The following is a 16,482-nucleotide window of genomic DNA, read 5'->3' as shown; positions in this document are numbered from 1 at the left end:
ATGTCGATAAAATTTCTATGGCGATCGCTATTATCTGTAACTGCGATCGCTGGTAGTCTGTATATCATTGCTTGTTTGTTTCTCTACTTTCAACAAGCGCGATTTATCTTCTTTCCTCGCGCTACTATTGATACTACTCCAGCAGCTTTTAATCTACAGTATCAAGAAGTGTGGTTGCCTGTAAAAACGGCATCTAGTAAGGTAGAAAAAATACATAGTTGGTGGATACCTGCATCGACACCAAGTAACAGAGCATTGCTATATTTGCACGGTAATGGAATTAATATCGGGGCAAATGTTGCTCATGCAAGCCGATTTCATCGTATGGGTTTTTCGGTACTACTCCCTGATTACCGCGGTTATGGTTTGAGTCAGGGTAATTTCCCTTCTGAATCGCAAGTTTATCAAGATGCACAAGTAGCTTGGAATTATTTAGTTAAGGAGAAAAAGATTCCAGCCAATCAGATTTTTATTTACGGACATTCTTTAGGTGGTGCAGTGGCGATCGATCTGGCGGTTAAGCAACCAAAGGCGGCTGGATTAATCGTCGAAAGTTCTTTTACTTCAGTGGCGGATATGGTAAATCATCAGCAAATTTATCGTATTTTTCCAATCAAGCTACTATTACATCAGCGGTTTGATTCTATTGATAAGGTGGGTTCTTTAGCTATGCCAGTATTATTTATTCATGGTACTGCCGACTGGCAAGTTCCTGCTAGCATGAGTCAACAATTGTATGAAGCTGCACCGCAACCAAAGCAAATTTTTTTGGTTCCGAAGGCGGGGCATAATAATACTGCTGAGGTTGCAGGGAGTCAGTATTTTCAAGTGGTGCAGCAGTTTGTTAAGCAATCCATTTGAAGAAAGTGTTACTGTAGGGGCGGGTTTTACCAAAAATTTCTGTTTCTCACAAATACGTCACGTAAACCCGCCCTGACAGGATATGTATTAATGTCACGCAAAGGCGCAAAGACGCAAAGGGTTATTAAGGGATTTTGCGTTAATTGAAAATGTTTAAAAGGAGAATTTAAAAATGCAGTTTCTTTTTGCTGCATCACTTCTTACTTTCCTCAAGCACCCAAGTTTTTTCTACTTTAGTTAATATAGCAGGTTGAAGCTCAGACAAAGGTTCCGATGCTACATGACGCGCAAAATTCATTAATTCAATTCTGGACGGTACGAACTTAATCAGTACATAATCATTGCTTTGTATTCCTGCTGGAAAGTAGACAATCCAATCCTCTTGCCATCGCTTTTGCTTCTCGTAAGAATCGGTTTCTACAATTGCTATACCTAAAGCTGTCACATAAGCTTGTTCGCTGTCATCTTGAAAAGTTACTGTTACAGAATTTTTATTCAGGATTTCACGCACTTTCCGAGATTTTGCATTTGTGACAAACCAAAGCGTCATATCTGCTTCAAAATTGAAGTGTTCGACGAGTCTAGCATGAGCTTGCTTTGATTCATTAATTGTAATGAGAAAGCAATATTTCACCGATTCGATCGTGTCTTTTACAACTTCAATCAAATACTTTGAAGTCATTAGTGTTGTTTCCATTTTTCTCTCCTTTGTAGCAAAGCGTGGAAAGTTTAGGACATCAACGTAGCTTGAAACCTTTAGCTGCAAAGTTTTTTCCTTCTGCCATCTGCCATCTGCCTTCCTTTAATAAGTTAAGGGTGGCAAATGTAGATAATCTATTTCAAGGCAGGTTCAGCAATAACTCCCATTTGTTTCATAACTTCTAGCAAGTTCACCTCATACCACCATTCCACAATCTTGCCATCAGAAATGCGTAATAAATTGAAGCTACCATTTACAGTTACAACCTTACCTGTAGGTGGTAATCCCATGAACATTCCCGTGTGTGTACCTTTGAGAGTGGAACGATACATTACTTTATCTTCTTGAGCAATTACATCTTTAATTGTCTGTTGAATGTCGGGAAATCCTTGAAATAAACTCGCTTCAAATTCTTTATTTGCTTCTATACCGCAAATCGGTTCAGCCCAGCTACAAAAGTAATGAACAAGATCTGGTGATACTAATTCGTCCCAAGCTTTTTTCCAATTAGGATTAGTTCCCCAACATTCGTTAGCAAAACGCAGGGCGATCGCTTTATTTTGTTCGATGGACATAAAAGTGTCTCCAATGCGTGAATGCCATTAATTTAATTGGGCTATTCCACATGTGTCGCGCAAGTTCTTGCAATTTTGAGCAGATTCTTGCTATTGTTGCTGAAATGTTTTAGGAGACACCCCCACCAAGCGCCGGAAATGGCAACTCAAGTGACTTTGATGCGAAAAACCGCATTGAAATGCTACATCTGCGATCGCTAAATCTGGCTGTCTGAGTAATTGTTTTGCCCGTTCTACCCGCAGCCGAATTAAATATTGATGGGGACTCATGCCCGTAGACTGTTTAAATAGACGACAGAAATAATATTGACTCATGCCTACAGTACGAGCTAAATCTGATAATTTAATTTCTAGATTGAGATGAGCCTGAATGTAATCAGTTACCTGTTGCAGTTTGTACTGAGGTAGTCCATCTGAATATGTAGAAATTTTTGGTGGTAACGTGGAGCAGGTAATAAGTAAGTGTACGGCTAAAGCAACACCCAAAGACTCGCCGTAAATTCGTCCAGCAGGACATCCAGTTTGTAAGTCTGCTTTTAAGGCTGAGGCGAGTTGTTGAATTACCGGATCGACAAATTGAAAACGAGGAATTAGTTCTAGGCGATCGCGACCTGTACATTCAGTTGCCAAGCGTGCTAAAAGTTGAGGAGCAAAGGTAATCAGAGTAAAGCGTGCCTCTTGCTGCCATACTGCCCAATGCAGCGTGTTAGCCGGACAAAAAGCAATCTCACCATTACCAAACCAGTAAGACTGGTAGCGATCGCCGACACGCCTTTCATGTTCTACACAATTGCTGCGATCGGTGACATCAAGGACGTGTTGCGTCATCAAATGCTCTATTGGAGTCTCATAACCTGGATGATGGTAGTAAGCTAGAAAAACCTCGTTCCAGCCTGCTGAGTGACTGTTAAGTAGCGGTGGATGAGGGAGGACTTTAGTAGAGTCCTCCAGCTTCGTCATATCCAATTTGAGTGGCTGTTGCAGCATATGTACTTACACTCCTCAAGTAATCTTCTACACGAAAAGTTTTTCCTTCTGCCTTCTGCCATCTGCCTTCTGCCATAACTATATGAAATTGCTAAGAGAATAGACAGACCCACCCCAGCGCACCCAAAATCCGGTATCCTATATGTCTGTCATAGCCACTGTGGGATGCTCCTATGTCTTTCGTCGGTCTACACATCCATAGCGATTACAGCCTACTCGACGGTGCAAGCCAGCTGCCGCAACTGGTAGATCGGGCGATAGAATTGGGTATGCCTGCGATCGCGCTTACCGATCACGGTGTCATGTATGGGGCGATCGAATTAATTAAAGTTTGTCGTAGTAAGAATATTAAGCCAATTATTGGCAATGAAATGTATGTCATCAACGGCGATATTGGAAATAAAGAACGCCGCCGAGTTAGAAAATACCATCAAGTTGTCTTAGCAAAAAATACTAAAGGCTACAAGAATTTAGTTAAACTTACGTCGATTTCTCACCTGAAAGGATTTCAAGGTAAAGGGATATTTGCCCGTCCTTGTGTCAATAAGGAGCTGTTACAACAGTACCACGAAGGCTTAATTGTTACGAGTGCTTGTTTAGGTGGAGAAATTCCCCAAGCCATTTTACAAGGTAAACCAGATGTGGCGCGAGAAATTGCTAAATGGTATAAAGATGTTTTTGGGGAGGATTATTATTTAGAAATTCAAGATCACGGTTCTCCTGAAGATAGAACCGTGAATGTGGAAATCATCAAAATTGCTAGAGAATTAGATATTAAATTTGTTGCTACGAATGATTCCCATTTTATTTCCTGTTTTGACGTTGATGCTCACGACGCACTATTATGCATTCAAACTGGAAAGCTAATTTCCGAAGATAATCGGATGCGCTACAGCGGGACGGAGTATTTGAAATCTGCTGAGGAAATGGCGCAGTTATTTCGCGATCATTTACCAGATGATATTATCCAAGAGGCGATCGCCACAACTTTAGAAGTTGCCGAAAAAGTCGAACCATACCACATTTTAGGCGAACCGCGACTGCCTAACTATCCCGTTCCTGCCGGACATACAGCCGATACTTATGTAGAAGAAGTTGCTTGGGAAGGATTATTAGAACGCCTCAATCGTAAATCTCGCAATCAAATCGAACCAGTCTATAAGGAAAGACTGGAATATGAGTTGAAAATGCTTCAAAAAATGGGATTTTCAACTTACTTTTTAGTCGTTTGGGATTACATTAAATACGCTAGAGATAACGACATCCCTGTAGGACCAGGACGCGGTTCCGCTGCTGGTTCTTTGGTTGCTTATTGCCTACAAATTACTAACATCGATCCGGTACATCATGGCTTGTTATTCGAGCGATTTTTGAATCCAGAACGAAAGTCAATGCCTGATATTGATACCGATTTCTGCATCGAAAAACGCGATGAAGTGATTGAATATGTGACGCGGAGATATGGTGAAGATCGAGTCGCGCAAATTATTACATTTAACCGCCTCACATCCAAGGCTGTTTTAAAAGATGTGGCGCGAGTCTTAGATATTCCCTACGCCGAATCAGACAAAATGGCGAAATTAATCCCTGTGGTGCGGGGTAAGCCAACTAAACTGGCGGTGATGATTTCTGACGAAACACCAGAACAAGAGTTTAAGGATAGATACGACAACGAACCCCACGTTCGCCGCTGGATTGATATGGCGATGCGAATTGAAGGAACGAACAAAACTTATGGCGTTCATGCAGCCGGAGTTGTGATTTCATCCGATCCGTTAGATGAAATCGTCCCGTTACAAAGGAATAAAGAAGGCGATGTCATTACCCAATATTTTATGGAAGACATCGAAGCAATGGGATTGTTGAAAATGGACTTTTTAGGATTAAAGAATTTGACTTTAATTCAAAAGTCTATTCAACTGATCGAACAATATCGCCAAATAAAAGTCGATCCGTATGAAGTTACGGCAAATGAAAGAAAAGTACAGAAAATTTTAGCTAAAGGTGAAACTGATAAAATTCCTGAAGATGTAGAAAAAGCTTATAAGCTGCTAGAAGCAGGCGCGTTAGAAGGAGTATTTCAGCTAGAATCTTCGGGAATGCGTCAGATTGTTCGAGATTTAAAACCTTCTTGTATCGAAGATATTTCTTCTGTGCTAGCTTTATATCGACCAGGACCATTAGATGCTGGTTTAATTCCAAAATTTATTAATCGCAAACACGGTAAAGAAGCAATTGAAAACGAGCATCCCATATTAGAACCAATCTTGCAAGAAACCTATGGAATTATGGTGTATCAAGAGCAAATTATGAAAATTGCTCAAGATTTAGCCGGATATTCCCTCGGACAGGCGGATTTGTTAAGACGTGCCATGGGTAAAAAGAAAACCTCTGAGATGCAGAAACAAAGGGAACTTTTTGTTGATGGCGCAGCCAGAAATGGGGTGAAAAAACAAATAGCTGAAGAGTTATTTGAGAAGATGATGAAGTTCGCAGAGTATTGTCTCAGCTACGATACTGAAATTTTAACTGTTGAATATGGAGCAATACCTATAGGTAAAATTGTAGAAGAACGTATCGAATGTACAGTTTACAGTGTCGATAATAATGGTTTTATCTATACTCAACCAATTGCTCAATGGCATAATCGAGGACAACAAGAAGTATTTGAATATTGTTTAGAAGATGGTTCAATTATTCGTGCGACTAAAGACCATAAATTTATGACATTTGAGGGAGAAATGTTACCAATCGATGAGATTTTTGAACAAGAGTTAGATCTAAAACAAGTTAAGTCAATCCAAAATCTGTAAAATGTTAGTGAGCTATCGGCAATTAAATTTACAACATAAACAACAAATAATAGATGCTTTTGTTGCAGGAATAGAGTGCGGAAACATTCCTAGTTATGTTGGTGTAAGTGAAAGAGCCGTTGCTAGAGTTCTTAAAGAAGCGGATATTAATACTAAGCGTCGAAATCGCTATACATTAAATGAAAGCTACTTCGATGCAATTGATACTCAAGCTAAAGCATACTTATTAGGCTTGTTAGCAGCAGATGGGTGTGTTACTAAAACTAACTATATTGCTTTTGAATCAATCGATCGCAAACTGACAGAGCTACTTAGTCGAGAACTATTATACTCTGGAAATATTAGAATTATTAAACCTCAAGGCTACGCTCCTCACTATCGAATCAACTTTTCTTCACGAAAAATAGCTACTGCTTTGTGCAACTATAGTGTGGTAACTGGGAGAATGTTTTCTGGTGCTTACTATTTTCCTGAATCAGAATATTTAGCTTCTTATGTATTGGGATATTTTGATGGAGATGGCTGTGCTTATGTAAACGAGGGAAGAAGTGGCGGACTTGTTTGTATTGTAGGTTCTTTCGAGTTCACAAGTGAGCTGGCTAGACTTTTAGATATGGGTGTTGTAGAAGAACATGTCTCAGGAAAAGCTTATGATTGGAGAATTTACAGTCGTCAGAATATTCAAGCATTTTATAACTTCGTATATCAAAATCCATTATTAGGACTAAGCCGTAAAAAGCAGAAAATTGAGCAAATTCTTGGGAGTTATAGACGTGGTTAAGATAATTAGTCGTAAATCGTTAGGAATTCAGCCAGTATATGATATTGGGGTTGAACGAGATCATAAATTTGTTTTAAAAAATGGATTAGTTGCTTCAAATTGCTTCAATAAATCCCATTCCACAGCTTACGGCTACGTCACTTATCAAACTGCATATCTCAAGGCGAATTTTCCTGTAGAATACATGGCGGCGCTATTAACAGCTAATAGCGACAAAACAGAACAGGTACAAAAATATATTGCTACCTGTTTGAACATGAATATTCAAATCGAACCACCAGATATCAATCGCTCTGGTGTAGATTTTACACCAATAGAAAATAATATTTTATTTGGACTCTCAGCAGTTAAAGGGTTAGGCGGAGAAGCGATCGCCTCGATTTTAAAAGCGCGTTCGGACGGAGAATTTAAATCTCTAGCTGATTTTTGCGATCGCGTTGATTTACGTGCTGTCACCCGTCGAACAATTGAACCACTCATTTATTGTGGTGCATTCGATAAACTCGAACCAAATCGTCAACAATTATTAAAAGATTTAGAACTAGTCCACGATTGGGCGCAATCTCGTGCTAGAGATCGGGCGATCGGTCAATTTAGTTTATTTGACTTGGGAGGACTGACGGATACTAGTCAGTCAGAAAGTAGCTTTGATTCTGCACCCAAAGCACCACCAGTCGCAGATTTTCAACAATCAGAAAAGTTACGCAAAGAAAAAGAGTTATTAGGTTTTTACGTCTCCGATCATCCCCTCAAAGCAGTTAGACAAGCAGCACAAATTTTGTCTCCAATTAACCTCAGCGATTTGGAAAATATCCATAGCGAAACCTCTGTGAGTTCGGTAGTGATGCTAACTAGCATGAAACCCGTGACGACGAAAAAAGGCGATCGCATGGCAATTTTACAACTAGAAGACTTAACCGGACAGACAGAAGCAGTTGTTTTTCCGAGAACCTACGAACGCATTTCCCATCTTTTAGAAGCAGATACGCGATTAATTGTTTGGGGTAAAGTCGATCGGCGAGACGACAAAGTACAAATGATTATTGAAGATGTGGAACCAATAGAAAACGTCCGTTTAGTCATGGTAGAACTCGATCCCTTACAAGCTGGAAACATCCAAGAACAGCATCGCTTACAAGAAATTTTGCAGCAACAAGTAGAAGAAAAGGAAAAAGCAAAAATTCCAGTTTTTGCTATTATTCAAGATGCCCGCAATCGTCGATTAGTGCGCCTCGGTCGTAGTTATTGGGTACAAGATAGTAGAACCGCCGTAGAAGCACTTAGAACTGCAAAATTTCCCGCGCACGTACAACCATTGTTAGTAGGTAATGGGTAATAGGTAATAGGTAATGGGGAAGTCAAAAGTGAAAAGTTGAAGGTCAAAACTATTGAACAAACCTCAACTAACAATTACCGATTATCAACTACTACAAATGACAAATGACAAATTACTGGCTATTTCAAGGTAACCCTAAATATTACCGAATTTTAGATGCGATTCGGGATTTAGAAACAATTCCGTGGCGGGTAACTCGCTATAGCAAAGATATTGCTGTTGGTGATGGAGTATTAGTGTGGATGGCAGGAGAAAAAGCAGGAATATATGCGATCGCGGAAGTTGCCGAACCCGTACAAGCTTTGACAGAATTAGCTGATAAAGACTATTGGCTCGATCCGAGCAAAGCTGGTAGTAAACTCCACGTTAAAATCCGTTGTCTTCGCAGACTGCTGGGACAACCATTGAGGCGATCGGAACTGCTTTACGATCGCGTTTTAAGCAATTTACCTGTAATTCGCGCTCCTGGTATTAACTATAAAATCACGCTGGAAGAATGGCAGCGAGTCCATCAATTAAAAGGATAATGATTTTAGTCAAGATTCTACAACAAACTGACTTTGCGATCGCTCGAATGCCCGTATAAGCCCGTTCGTGTAAGGCTTGAGAAATCTCTGCTCGCTCATCCAAGTGCGACTCATTATCTCTGCTACTAATAGAACGTTCCACACAGCGGTCATTTCCCAAGTCGCACCCACCCGTGGCATGACCATCGTACACAAACGCACTAGCTCATCTTCAATGGGAGCCAAGTTACCCTGCAACACGCAAAGCCACAAGTATGCTTGAAACATATCTAAGTCTCGGAGGCACGAATGCTTCACGCTAGGATGATCTAATCTTCCCCTCCGTGTAGTGGTTTTAGGAAACTGTCGCAAGAGATTCATATAAACCCGATGAGAAATCGCCTCGACTTCTGGTAGCATGTGTTGAACTATTTGAAACGCAGGCGAACTCAGCTCGTGCATACTTGCTGCCTCGCAAACGCGCAGCCACGGCAACGCTACCTGCTCTTCTAGAAACTTGAAGTAAGGTCTGACAAAAATTTGCTCGGCAGCATTCAAATTTTCCAGTAGTGCCACATTGCTAAAGTTGAAGTGAGTCGTGAGAAACCCTAGCTTCGCCCAATCATCAGAAATTTGGTGACGCTCTTGATACTCTAATAGCAGTGGTTCTATAAAGCTAGCTAGCTTTATGAGATCTGTATTACTCAAGCCAACCAATCGCAGATCGCGATCGCCCTTGCTGTTCTGCAATGTGTCAGTGAGAAGGTATGATGGCTGCTTGTAAAACTCCAGTAAATTTAAGTAGATTTCAACCGTACACTGCACAATGCTGGTAATTTCACTCGGACTTGTAGCCGATGGAATGCATTCATACAGTTCGCTCGCTTTACTAGCAGCATACTCGCAGTTCAGCTCGATCAGCGATCGATGCAACTTCGCAACAGTTTCACGTCTGCCCTCCGGCGAAATCAGGTGAAGCAGAGCATCAGAGGCAAAATGATGTTGCGCGGAGAAGGAGATTTGAGGCTTATATCGCTCTGCCCAAATTTTGACAAGCTGTTGAGTGGTTAGGTTTTGTGAAATATCTGAGCTGATGAGCATATGAAGGCACCCCATTTCATCAGTAAAGTTAGGAATTCGTAAACAAATAACACACCCGCTAGCCCTCAACCGCGATCGATCCCGTTCGCCGAGCGAGATCGATCGCGGGACAAGAACTTCATCATTAATCGGTGAATATTGCTGCTATTGTTTCAATATCTTTACTTTAACATCACGCAGCGATCGCTAAGCTACACGTTTACTAGTACTGTTGTTGGTAATTGGTAATTGGTAATTGGTAGTTGGTAAGAAAGTGGTGCGTGGTGCGTGGTGCGTGATGCGTAGTGTTTTTTCCCCCTCAGTTCCCGAGAGCCTCCTCAACTCCCTCAGCTCTCTTCTCTCCCTTCGCCCCCTAATCCCCACTCCCTTCGGTCGTGGGGAAGAGCGAGTTCCCCCTTGTCTCCCTTGTCTCCCTTGTCCTCCCCCCGACTCCCGACTCCCTATTCCTCCGTAGCAAACCAAGCCCGCAAAACTTCTGCAACAGTCCAAGCTTGGGCAATGCAACCGCGTGGAGTCATGGGCGCATCGCCGTCAAAAATTTCGCTTAAACTACCAATACCGCGATCGCAAAGGTGGTTTGCCATCGGTTCGAGAAATTGACGCGCCTGCACGGGATTTTTATAAACGCGCAAATGCGCACAGACAAATGCACCAATTAACCATCCCCAGGTTGTCCCCTGATGATACGCGCTATCTCGTTGCAGCGGATCGCCACCATAACGTCCTCGATATTGGGAATGTTCGGGGGAAAGCGATCGCAAGCCGAAAGAAGTCAATAATGTCTGTCCGCAAGCATCGACGACACCTTTTTGCTGCATTGGGTTGAGTAGAGGTGCAATGCCTTGCGCCCCCACCAAGGGTAAGGAGACGGCAAAAATTTGGTTAGGACGTAGGGATAGATCGTCTCCATCAGGACCATCTAGTACGTCGTAGCAGTAGCCTAAATCTTGATTCCAGAAACGAGAAAACCTCGCTAGCGTGCGGTTGGCGATCGCCTCGTACTCTTGATGGGGCTTACCTAGCCGCCGGGCAAAATTTGCCATACTCCGCACAGCATTGTACCAAAGTGCGTTGATCTCAATCGGTTTACCAATTCGAGGTGTGACGACCCAATCGCCAACTTTGGCATCCATCCAGGTTAACTGCCATCCTTCTTCCCCAGCATAAAGCAGTCCGTCAGCGGCATCGAGATGGATGTTGTAGCGCGTACCGCGACAGTGCCAATCGATAATATCTGCTAGGACTGGAAATAGTTCTTGGATGAGGGCATCATCTTCTGTAGCACTGTGGTAGGCACGAATTGCTTCAAAGTACCACAAAGTCGCATCAACAGTATTGTAATCCGGTGCTTCCCCCACATCTGGAAAACGGTTGGGAATCGTGCCGCGATCGACATATTTAGCAAAGGTACGGAGAATATAACGGGCAATTTCCGATCGCCCCGTGCAAAGAGTCAAACCTGGTAAGGCGATCGCCGTGTCGCGTCCCCAGTCGCTAAACCAAGGATAACCAGCAATAATCGTTTTGCCCTGCGGTTCGTCGGCAAGGGGGCGATCGACGATAAACTGGTCGGCAGCTAGAACTAGTTGATGTATCCATTGCGGCGGTTCTTTCGCTTTAATCGAACGACTGGCTTTCCACTGTCCGAGTAGCTTTTGTTCTTGGGTGTGACGCAGTTTCAAGGCTGCTGCGCCATCTAAATTTGGTTGGCTTTCCGTACTCGCCACAAAAGTAAAAGATTCCCCAGGGTTGAGCGTCACCTGAAAAGTTGCTGCGTGCAAGTGGTCTTCGCGATCGCTCAGTCCTCGGTAGCGTTCTACTGCTAAGTCAAAGCCATAGTACCAGTTGTGAACGATTGTTGCCGTTGCACCATCACCTAGCAAGTAAAGGGGTGTAGCACCAGGGTAGGGGGTAACGCAAATTCCCAGATCGACTGGATCTAATACCATCTGCCAGCTGTTACCTTGAGTAATGCCGTGATAGTCGCGATAATTAACCATCGCTTTCAGTCCCAACTGTAGCGGTGCAGTGGCGCGAACTGAGGCATACTGAATGTAAGTCGTATTGGCTCCCTGCTGCATCCATACCCGCTTTTCCAACAGGGCATCAGCATAGGCAAATCGCCAAACGGGGACTGTCCCTTCTAGAGAAAATTGCTCGACACACAAATAACCTTCAGGGCTGACAATTCCATCCCCCCAGCGATTCGTATTTAAAGGATAGAAGCGATCGCCATATAAAATCGTTTCATCCAACTTTGCTAACATTAACGTGCGACCCAAAGGCGGTTTGAGGGCTGCGACTAATAACCCGTGGTAGCGTCGAGTCAGCAATCCCGCTACCGTACCAGAGGCATAACCGCCAATCCCGTTTGTCACCAGCCACTCTCGCGTTTCCGCGATATCGAGGTTGCCGCAGATTTCCCGCCCAAATTGAATCCCCATATCAACCTACTGCTTGCTACTGAAGCGCGATCGCTACTATGTTTGAGTATGCACCGCAACCATAATATATCGTCGATGGGGATTAGAAGTTAGGGGTGAAGGGTGATAAATTGTTGAGAAATTGCTGAGACAAGAACACAGGAGTGTTAGAGAGCAGACGTTGTAGGGGCGGGTTCACCAACTAACTTTGACTCAAACAGAATTTTCCCGTAAACCCGCCCTGCCCCCTACAAATATCATTATGTTTTTTTCCGCTGACAATACATCACCAACAACGCAAACAAACCAATTCCAGCCAGATATTTCAAAGGTGAGGGAACAATTGGACTGGGAGAGAAAAACCCTTCAATGATTCCGGCAATGACTAACATCGGAACGATTCCCAGTACTAACTGGGCGGCTTGAGTGCCATAAAATTTTATGGCATCTCCCCGTTTGTATTTACCAGGAAATACAATTGCTCTAGCAATTAAAAACCCTGCCCCACCAGCAAAAAAGATTGCAGGTAACTCTAAAGCCCCGTGGGGAAATACAAATGCCCAAAAGGGATAAGCTAAATTATTTTGTCCGACTAAAGTTGCAACTGCTCCTATACTTAGACCGTTATAAACTAGTAGAAATGTTGTATATAATCCTGCGGTAATTCCCCCAGAGACAGCAGCGAAAGAAACAGATATATTATTCGTCATAATGTTTGTAGATGCTAGTGGCTCGACACCAACAATCGAACCCATCCACAATTGACGATCTTCTTGTACTTTTTTAATTAAATAATCGGGTACAACTAATGATAGAAATGTCGGGTCTTGCCACGCATACCACCACGCTACAATTCCACCAAATAAAAAGAGTAATGTAGCTAATGCAATACAACCAAAATTCCGCTGAATTGCGGTAGGAAAACCCCAGCGATAAAAGTCTAATACTGCTTGCCATTCCTGTCGCCGCGAACCTTGATAGATTTGGTTATAGCTACGAGTTGTTAAAGATTGTAAATTTTGAATAATCATATGACTAGCTTGTTGAGTCCGGGCGCGGGCTAAATCTGCGGCTACGGAACGATACAAACTGGCTAATTCTTTAATTTCACCAGAGCGAAGTGCCTTTATCCCCTTTTTTTCAACCTGTCTTAATAAATCGTCTAAACGCTTCCAGTTTGGTTCTCGGCGAGCAATCCATCGTTGAACATTCATAAATTTTAAACTAGGTCGATCTTGGCTACTTTAAGATAACTGCAATAATTTGGGCAGACTATAGATAGTAATTCTGTTTGAGTCATGAAATACTCGTGAAAATTGTCATTTGTCATTGGTCATTTGTCATTGGGATGTAGATGCGATCGATGGATATTGGTAAATGATAACCAACTAGAAAAAATTCATGACAGCACAAATTGCTACATATAGCAATCCTATTTGATTCATGAACGTGGATCGGGCTTCTATCCTGCCGCAGGCTAGAAGCCTACTTTACAAATCATTTAGAACTGCTATATCTCACTTTTAAATCGGAGAAAATGCCATCATGTCTCAATTTAGTTCTTCTAGTTCGATGCAACCGTTGAATGTCGGCAATGTTGTGACTGCGGGAGTACGGCTGTATAGATCTCATTTTAAAAGATATCTCAGGTTAGCTTTACAAGCTTATTTATGGGTTTTAGTTCCAATCTATGGCTGGGCAAAATTTGCCGCGATCGCTGGACTGATTTCGCGTTTGGCTTTTGGCGAACTCGTCAACCAACCTGAAAGTATTAGCACTGCCCGTAACTATATTAAGTCACGTACTTGGTCATTCTTTTTCGTTGGTCTCCGAGTTGGTATTTTCGTGTTCTTAGCTTATATAGGATTTGCTATTGCAGGCACAATTATCGGTACTATAGCTGTTTTATTTTTAGGCTTTTTGTTACGTTTAATTCTTGGCGAACTAGGTAGTACAATTGCTGTTGGTTTAGTGGTAGTTGCTCTTCTTGGCAGTTTATTATTTGGACTAATATGGTTATACTCTCGTTGGTTTATCTCTGAAGTACCGCTAGCAGTTGAAGAAAGTATTAATGGCGCACAGAGTATCAGCAGAAGTTGGAATTTAACTCAAACATTTATATGGCGCATTCAAGGAATTGTTTTAATAACTTTTATTGTTACATTTCCAATTTTAGCTGTATCTAGCTACATTCCTCAAATATTTTTGTTACGTCTCGAACAAGGCTCCACTGCCTACACAATTGTGTATCTAATTTCTTGGGTTCTAAGCTTTGCCGGAGGAATTTTAATTATGCCATTTTGGCAAGTTATTAAAGCTGTTGTGTACTATGACTTACGGACACGACGAGAAGGACTAGGATTGAAATTACGCGATCGCGATGTCTAAATTTCAGTGATGGGTAATAGCAACCACCAACTACCAACTACCAAATATGCATTTTTTCAACCGCATTACCCACCAAACCCCCGAAAGTGTCGAACTAGAATTCACGTTAGCAGGAATTGGTAGCCGTGCCTGGGCATTGCTGATCGACTACCATATTCTCACCTTTCTCATAGTTGGATTCTTATTTATTTGGAGCTTTATTGCTTATCAAGTCGTAGAATTTTGGCAGCGAATATTTCGGAATACAGATGTTGGCTTATGGATGCTAGCGATCGCCTTTTTAGTAACATTCTTTTTATATACGGGTTACTTTGTCCTATTTGAAACTCTATGGCAAGGACAAACGCCAGGCAAACGCTTTGCTAAAATTCGCGTCGTCAGAGATGATGGTAGACTTGTCAGCATTCAACAAGCAATATTGCGATCGCTCCTGCGACCTTTTGACGATATCTTATTTCTCGGTGCATTTTTAATTATGTTTGGTCAGCGCGAGAAACGCTTAGGCGATTTAGTTGCAGGTACAATTGTAATTCAAACTGAAACTTCCCATACATCTGCAAGCTTTCCCATTTCAGATGCAGCCCACGATCTGATGTCGCAATTATTGCAATCTGAAGCCGATTTTTCGCAACTTTTACCCGATGATTTTGCGGTGATTCGCGAATATTTGCAACGACGCAAGGTAATGTCCAAACAGGCTAAAGAGCAACTGAGTTTAGAACTCGCCAAACAAACCAAAAAAATTGTCGCCCTGGAAAAATTATCTCAAGCCGTCAAGCCTGATACATTTTTAGAAGCAGTGTATCTAGCATACCAGCATGATCGTCAATAGGGGCGCATAGCTGTGCGCCCCTACTCGTAAATCACATCAAAATATTAACCACCCATACCAGGGATCAGACTACCACTGAGACGCTTTAAGGCACGATTTGCTACATCGCCATAACTTAACTCGCCACACAAAATTTGTCCCATGCGCTGAGTCGCAGAGGGGCGCTTGACACCAACTTTATAGCCAATACCAGGAATGCGGTAGAATACACCTGCTAGTTTTTGCGCCCATGCCATATCGCTACCCCATTCTTCGTTGATGGTGTCGGTATATTGTTCTAAGGCGTTGATATCGCCTGCAAGCGCGCGATCGATCGCGGCTGCGGCTTTCACTCCAGTAAAGATTGAGGGACGAATACCCTCAGCAGTGAATGGATCGACGACACAAGCCGCTTCCCCAGCGAGAATGGCATTTTGAGTATGTAGCTTTTGCGTTCCATCCCACAAACAGAGAGGATGACCGTATTGTCTGCAAGTCTTGACATCAATGCCAAATAGAGTGGCATATTCGCTCAAAATTTGTTTAAAGTCCTGTCCTTCTCCGCCTCGAAACGTGCCGATACCAATAGAATAGCCGTCAGCTTTGGGGAAATTCCAGATATAGCCGTTTTTCACCATCCCAAATTCAAAGTGGGCAATGTTACTATCATCCACCTTGGCGGGGGCTTCTGCTTCTAAAGCACCACCCAAGCGGCGCTTGCGTTCTTTGAAGCCCAACCACTTCGCCATTGGTCCTTTTGCGCCGTCAGCTGCAATTAGATAACGTCCTTCAAACACTTGGTTTGCAGTTTTGACGTACCAGCGATCGCCTTTAAATTCGATCCCGTTCACTTCCGTACTATCCCGCAGTTCTGCCCCTTGTTTTTGTGCCTGCTGAATCAAGAAGTGGTCGAATACGTCCCGTCGCACCATCCACATCGGTTCTGGCGTGCGTAACTCAGCCTGTACGGGGTCGTCCATTTTCCAGGTGTAGCGAATGGTATTAACTTTTACCGAAATCGCTGGAGAAAAATCAAAATCAAACCATTTGGCAACTTCAGGCGATACGCCTCCCCCACAAGGTTTATAGCGTGGGAGCGATTCCTTTTCTACAACTAAGACCGAACGCCCCTGTTTCGCTAGATGATAGGCTGCCGATCCTCCACCCGGACCAGCACCAACGATGATGCAATCATACATA

General features: G+C 42.7%; 16 protein-coding genes. 7 read left to right on the top strand and 9 right to left on the bottom strand.

Features of this window, described 5'->3' with window-relative positions; translation table 11 throughout:
• Positions 1-861 (top strand): alpha/beta hydrolase, encoded by an 861-nt coding sequence (locus tag M5J74_RS28135; protein ID WP_250014542.1) that lies wholly within the window; start codon positions 1-3, stop codon positions 859-861.
• A gap of 193 nt (positions 862-1,054) precedes the next feature.
• Here the strand turns inward: M5J74_RS28135 and M5J74_RS28130 are convergent, their stop codons facing one another.
• The 4 genes from M5J74_RS28130 to M5J74_RS32965 form a co-directional block, all read right to left on the bottom strand.
• Entirely contained in the window at positions 1,055-1,558 is a 504-nt protein-coding gene (locus tag M5J74_RS28130) for a pyridoxamine 5'-phosphate oxidase family protein (protein ID WP_250014540.1), read from the bottom strand.
• 137 nt (positions 1,559-1,695) lie between these two features.
• A complete protein-coding gene (locus tag M5J74_RS28125; protein ID WP_106168318.1) occupies positions 1,696-2,136 on the bottom strand; it encodes an ester cyclase in 441 nt (146 codons plus the stop codon).
• 90 nt (positions 2,137-2,226) lie between these two features.
• Positions 2,227-3,096 (bottom strand): AraC family transcriptional regulator, encoded by an 870-nt coding sequence (locus M5J74_RS28120; protein ID WP_250014539.1) that lies wholly within the window; start codon positions 3,094-3,096, stop codon positions 2,227-2,229.
• The gene (locus M5J74_RS32965) at positions 3,071-3,199 is read right to left on the bottom strand and encodes a hypothetical protein (RefSeq protein WP_256498641.1); all 129 of its coding nucleotides are present in this window, start codon (positions 3,197-3,199) and stop codon (positions 3,071-3,073) included. The genes M5J74_RS28120 and M5J74_RS32965 overlap by 26 nt, the downstream gene beginning before the upstream one ends.
• Before the next feature lie 97 nt (positions 3,200-3,296).
• Between M5J74_RS32965 and M5J74_RS28115 the strand changes: the two genes are divergently transcribed.
• From M5J74_RS28115 to M5J74_RS28100, 4 genes are all read left to right on the top strand, one after another.
• Positions 3,297-5,936 (top strand): DNA polymerase III subunit alpha, encoded by a 2,640-nt coding sequence (locus M5J74_RS28115; protein WP_127022266.1) that lies wholly within the window; start codon positions 3,297-3,299, stop codon positions 5,934-5,936.
• 1 nt (position 5,937) lies between these two features.
• Entirely contained in the window at positions 5,938-6,717 is a 780-nt protein-coding gene (locus M5J74_RS28110; protein WP_250014537.1) for an LAGLIDADG family homing endonuclease, read from the top strand.
• On the top strand, positions 6,710-8,053 hold the full coding sequence (locus M5J74_RS28105; protein WP_015157173.1) for a trans-splicing intein-formed DNA polymerase III subunit alpha C-terminal partner DnaE-C: 1,344 nt from the start codon (positions 6,710-6,712) through the stop codon (positions 8,051-8,053). The genes M5J74_RS28110 and M5J74_RS28105 overlap by 8 nt, the downstream gene beginning before the upstream one ends.
• A gap of 104 nt (positions 8,054-8,157) precedes the next feature.
• Positions 8,158-8,580 carry an EVE domain-containing protein gene (locus tag M5J74_RS28100; protein ID WP_106216753.1) on the top strand — a complete coding sequence of 141 codons (423 nt, stop codon included), beginning with the start codon at positions 8,158-8,160 and terminating at the stop codon, positions 8,578-8,580.
• Positions 8,581-8,589: 9 nt separating this feature from the next.
• Here M5J74_RS28100 and M5J74_RS28095 read toward each other — a convergent pair whose 3' ends face one another.
• The 4 genes from M5J74_RS28095 to M5J74_RS28080 all read right to left on the bottom strand — a co-directional run bounded on the left by M5J74_RS28095 (position 8,590) and on the right by M5J74_RS28080 (position 13,297).
• Positions 8,590-9,660 (bottom strand): hypothetical protein, encoded by a 1,071-nt coding sequence (locus tag M5J74_RS28095; RefSeq protein ID WP_015157171.1) that lies wholly within the window; start codon positions 9,658-9,660, stop codon positions 8,590-8,592.
• A gap of 186 nt (positions 9,661-9,846) precedes the next feature.
• Positions 9,847-10,122 carry a hypothetical protein gene (locus M5J74_RS28090; protein ID WP_250014536.1) on the bottom strand — a complete coding sequence of 92 codons (276 nt, stop codon included), beginning with the start codon at positions 10,120-10,122 and terminating at the stop codon, positions 9,847-9,849.
• The gene (locus M5J74_RS28085; protein WP_250014534.1) at positions 10,101-12,104 is read right to left on the bottom strand and encodes an amylo-alpha-1,6-glucosidase; all 2,004 of its coding nucleotides are present in this window, start codon (positions 12,102-12,104) and stop codon (positions 10,101-10,103) included. The genes M5J74_RS28090 and M5J74_RS28085 overlap by 22 nt, the downstream gene beginning before the upstream one ends.
• A gap of 239 nt (positions 12,105-12,343) precedes the next feature.
• A complete protein-coding gene (locus M5J74_RS28080; RefSeq protein WP_250014532.1) occupies positions 12,344-13,297 on the bottom strand; it encodes a stage II sporulation protein M in 954 nt (317 codons plus the stop codon).
• A gap of 331 nt (positions 13,298-13,628) precedes the next feature.
• On the opposite strand from M5J74_RS28080, the gene M5J74_RS28075 reads away from it, so the two are divergent.
• Together M5J74_RS28075 and M5J74_RS28070 are read left to right on the top strand one after the other, a co-directional pair.
• Positions 13,629-14,471: a hypothetical protein gene (locus M5J74_RS28075; RefSeq protein ID WP_106167748.1), complete on the top strand. Its 843-nt coding sequence runs from the start codon at positions 13,629-13,631 to the stop codon at positions 14,469-14,471.
• 46 nt (positions 14,472-14,517) lie between these two features.
• Entirely contained in the window at positions 14,518-15,303 is a 786-nt protein-coding gene (locus tag M5J74_RS28070; RefSeq protein WP_250014531.1) for an RDD family protein, read from the top strand.
• Between the two features lie 44 nt (positions 15,304-15,347).
• Here M5J74_RS28070 and M5J74_RS28065 read toward each other — a convergent pair whose 3' ends face one another.
• Positions 15,348-16,481, bottom strand: coding sequence for a geranylgeranyl reductase family protein (locus M5J74_RS28065; protein ID WP_015157165.1), 1,134 nt, complete (start codon positions 16,479-16,481; stop codon positions 15,348-15,350).
• Between the last annotated feature and the right edge of the window lies 1 nt (position 16,482).

Origin of the sequence: Chroococcidiopsis sp. CCNUC1 (assembly GCF_023546805.1) — a bacterium.
Taxonomy (GTDB): Bacteria; Cyanobacteriota; Cyanobacteriia; order Cyanobacteriales; family Chroococcidiopsidaceae; genus Chroococcidiopsis; species Chroococcidiopsis thermalis.
The sequence above is the reverse complement of the archived record's forward strand: the minus strand, read 5'-3'. Positions and strand labels throughout refer to the sequence as shown.

Coding starts and splice junctions, on each gene's coding strand:
- M5J74_RS28135 (WP_250014542.1), top strand. CDS start 1: ATGTCGATAAAATTTCTATGGCGATCGCTATTATCTGTAACTGCGATC.
- M5J74_RS28130 (WP_250014540.1), bottom strand. CDS start 1,558: ATGGAAACAACACTAATGACTTCAAAGTATTTGATTGAAGTTGTAAAA.
- M5J74_RS28125 (WP_106168318.1), bottom strand. CDS start 2,136: ATGTCCATCGAACAAAATAAAGCGATCGCCCTGCGTTTTGCTAACGAA.
- M5J74_RS28120 (WP_250014539.1), bottom strand. CDS start 3,096: ATGACGAAGCTGGAGGACTCTACTAAAGTCCTCCCTCATCCACCGCTA.
- M5J74_RS32965 (WP_256498641.1), bottom strand. CDS start 3,199: ATGGCAGAAGGCAGATGGCAGAAGGCAGAAGGAAAAACTTTTCGTGTA.
- M5J74_RS28115 (WP_127022266.1), top strand. CDS start 3,297: ATGTCTTTCGTCGGTCTACACATCCATAGCGATTACAGCCTACTCGAC.
- M5J74_RS28110 (WP_250014537.1), top strand. CDS start 5,938: ATGTTAGTGAGCTATCGGCAATTAAATTTACAACATAAACAACAAATA.
- M5J74_RS28100 (WP_106216753.1), top strand. CDS start 8,158: ATGACAAATTACTGGCTATTTCAAGGTAACCCTAAATATTACCGAATT.
- M5J74_RS28095 (WP_015157171.1), bottom strand. CDS start 9,660: ATGCTCATCAGCTCAGATATTTCACAAAACCTAACCACTCAACAGCTT.
- M5J74_RS28085 (WP_250014534.1), bottom strand. CDS start 12,104: ATGGGGATTCAATTTGGGCGGGAAATCTGCGGCAACCTCGATATCGCG.
- M5J74_RS28080 (WP_250014532.1), bottom strand. CDS start 13,297: ATGAATGTTCAACGATGGATTGCTCGCCGAGAACCAAACTGGAAGCGT.
- M5J74_RS28075 (WP_106167748.1), top strand. CDS start 13,629: ATGTCTCAATTTAGTTCTTCTAGTTCGATGCAACCGTTGAATGTCGGC.
- M5J74_RS28070 (WP_250014531.1), top strand. CDS start 14,518: ATGCATTTTTTCAACCGCATTACCCACCAAACCCCCGAAAGTGTCGAA.
- M5J74_RS28065 (WP_015157165.1), bottom strand. CDS start 16,481: ATGTATGATTGCATCATCGTTGGTGCTGGTCCGGGTGGAGGATCGGCA.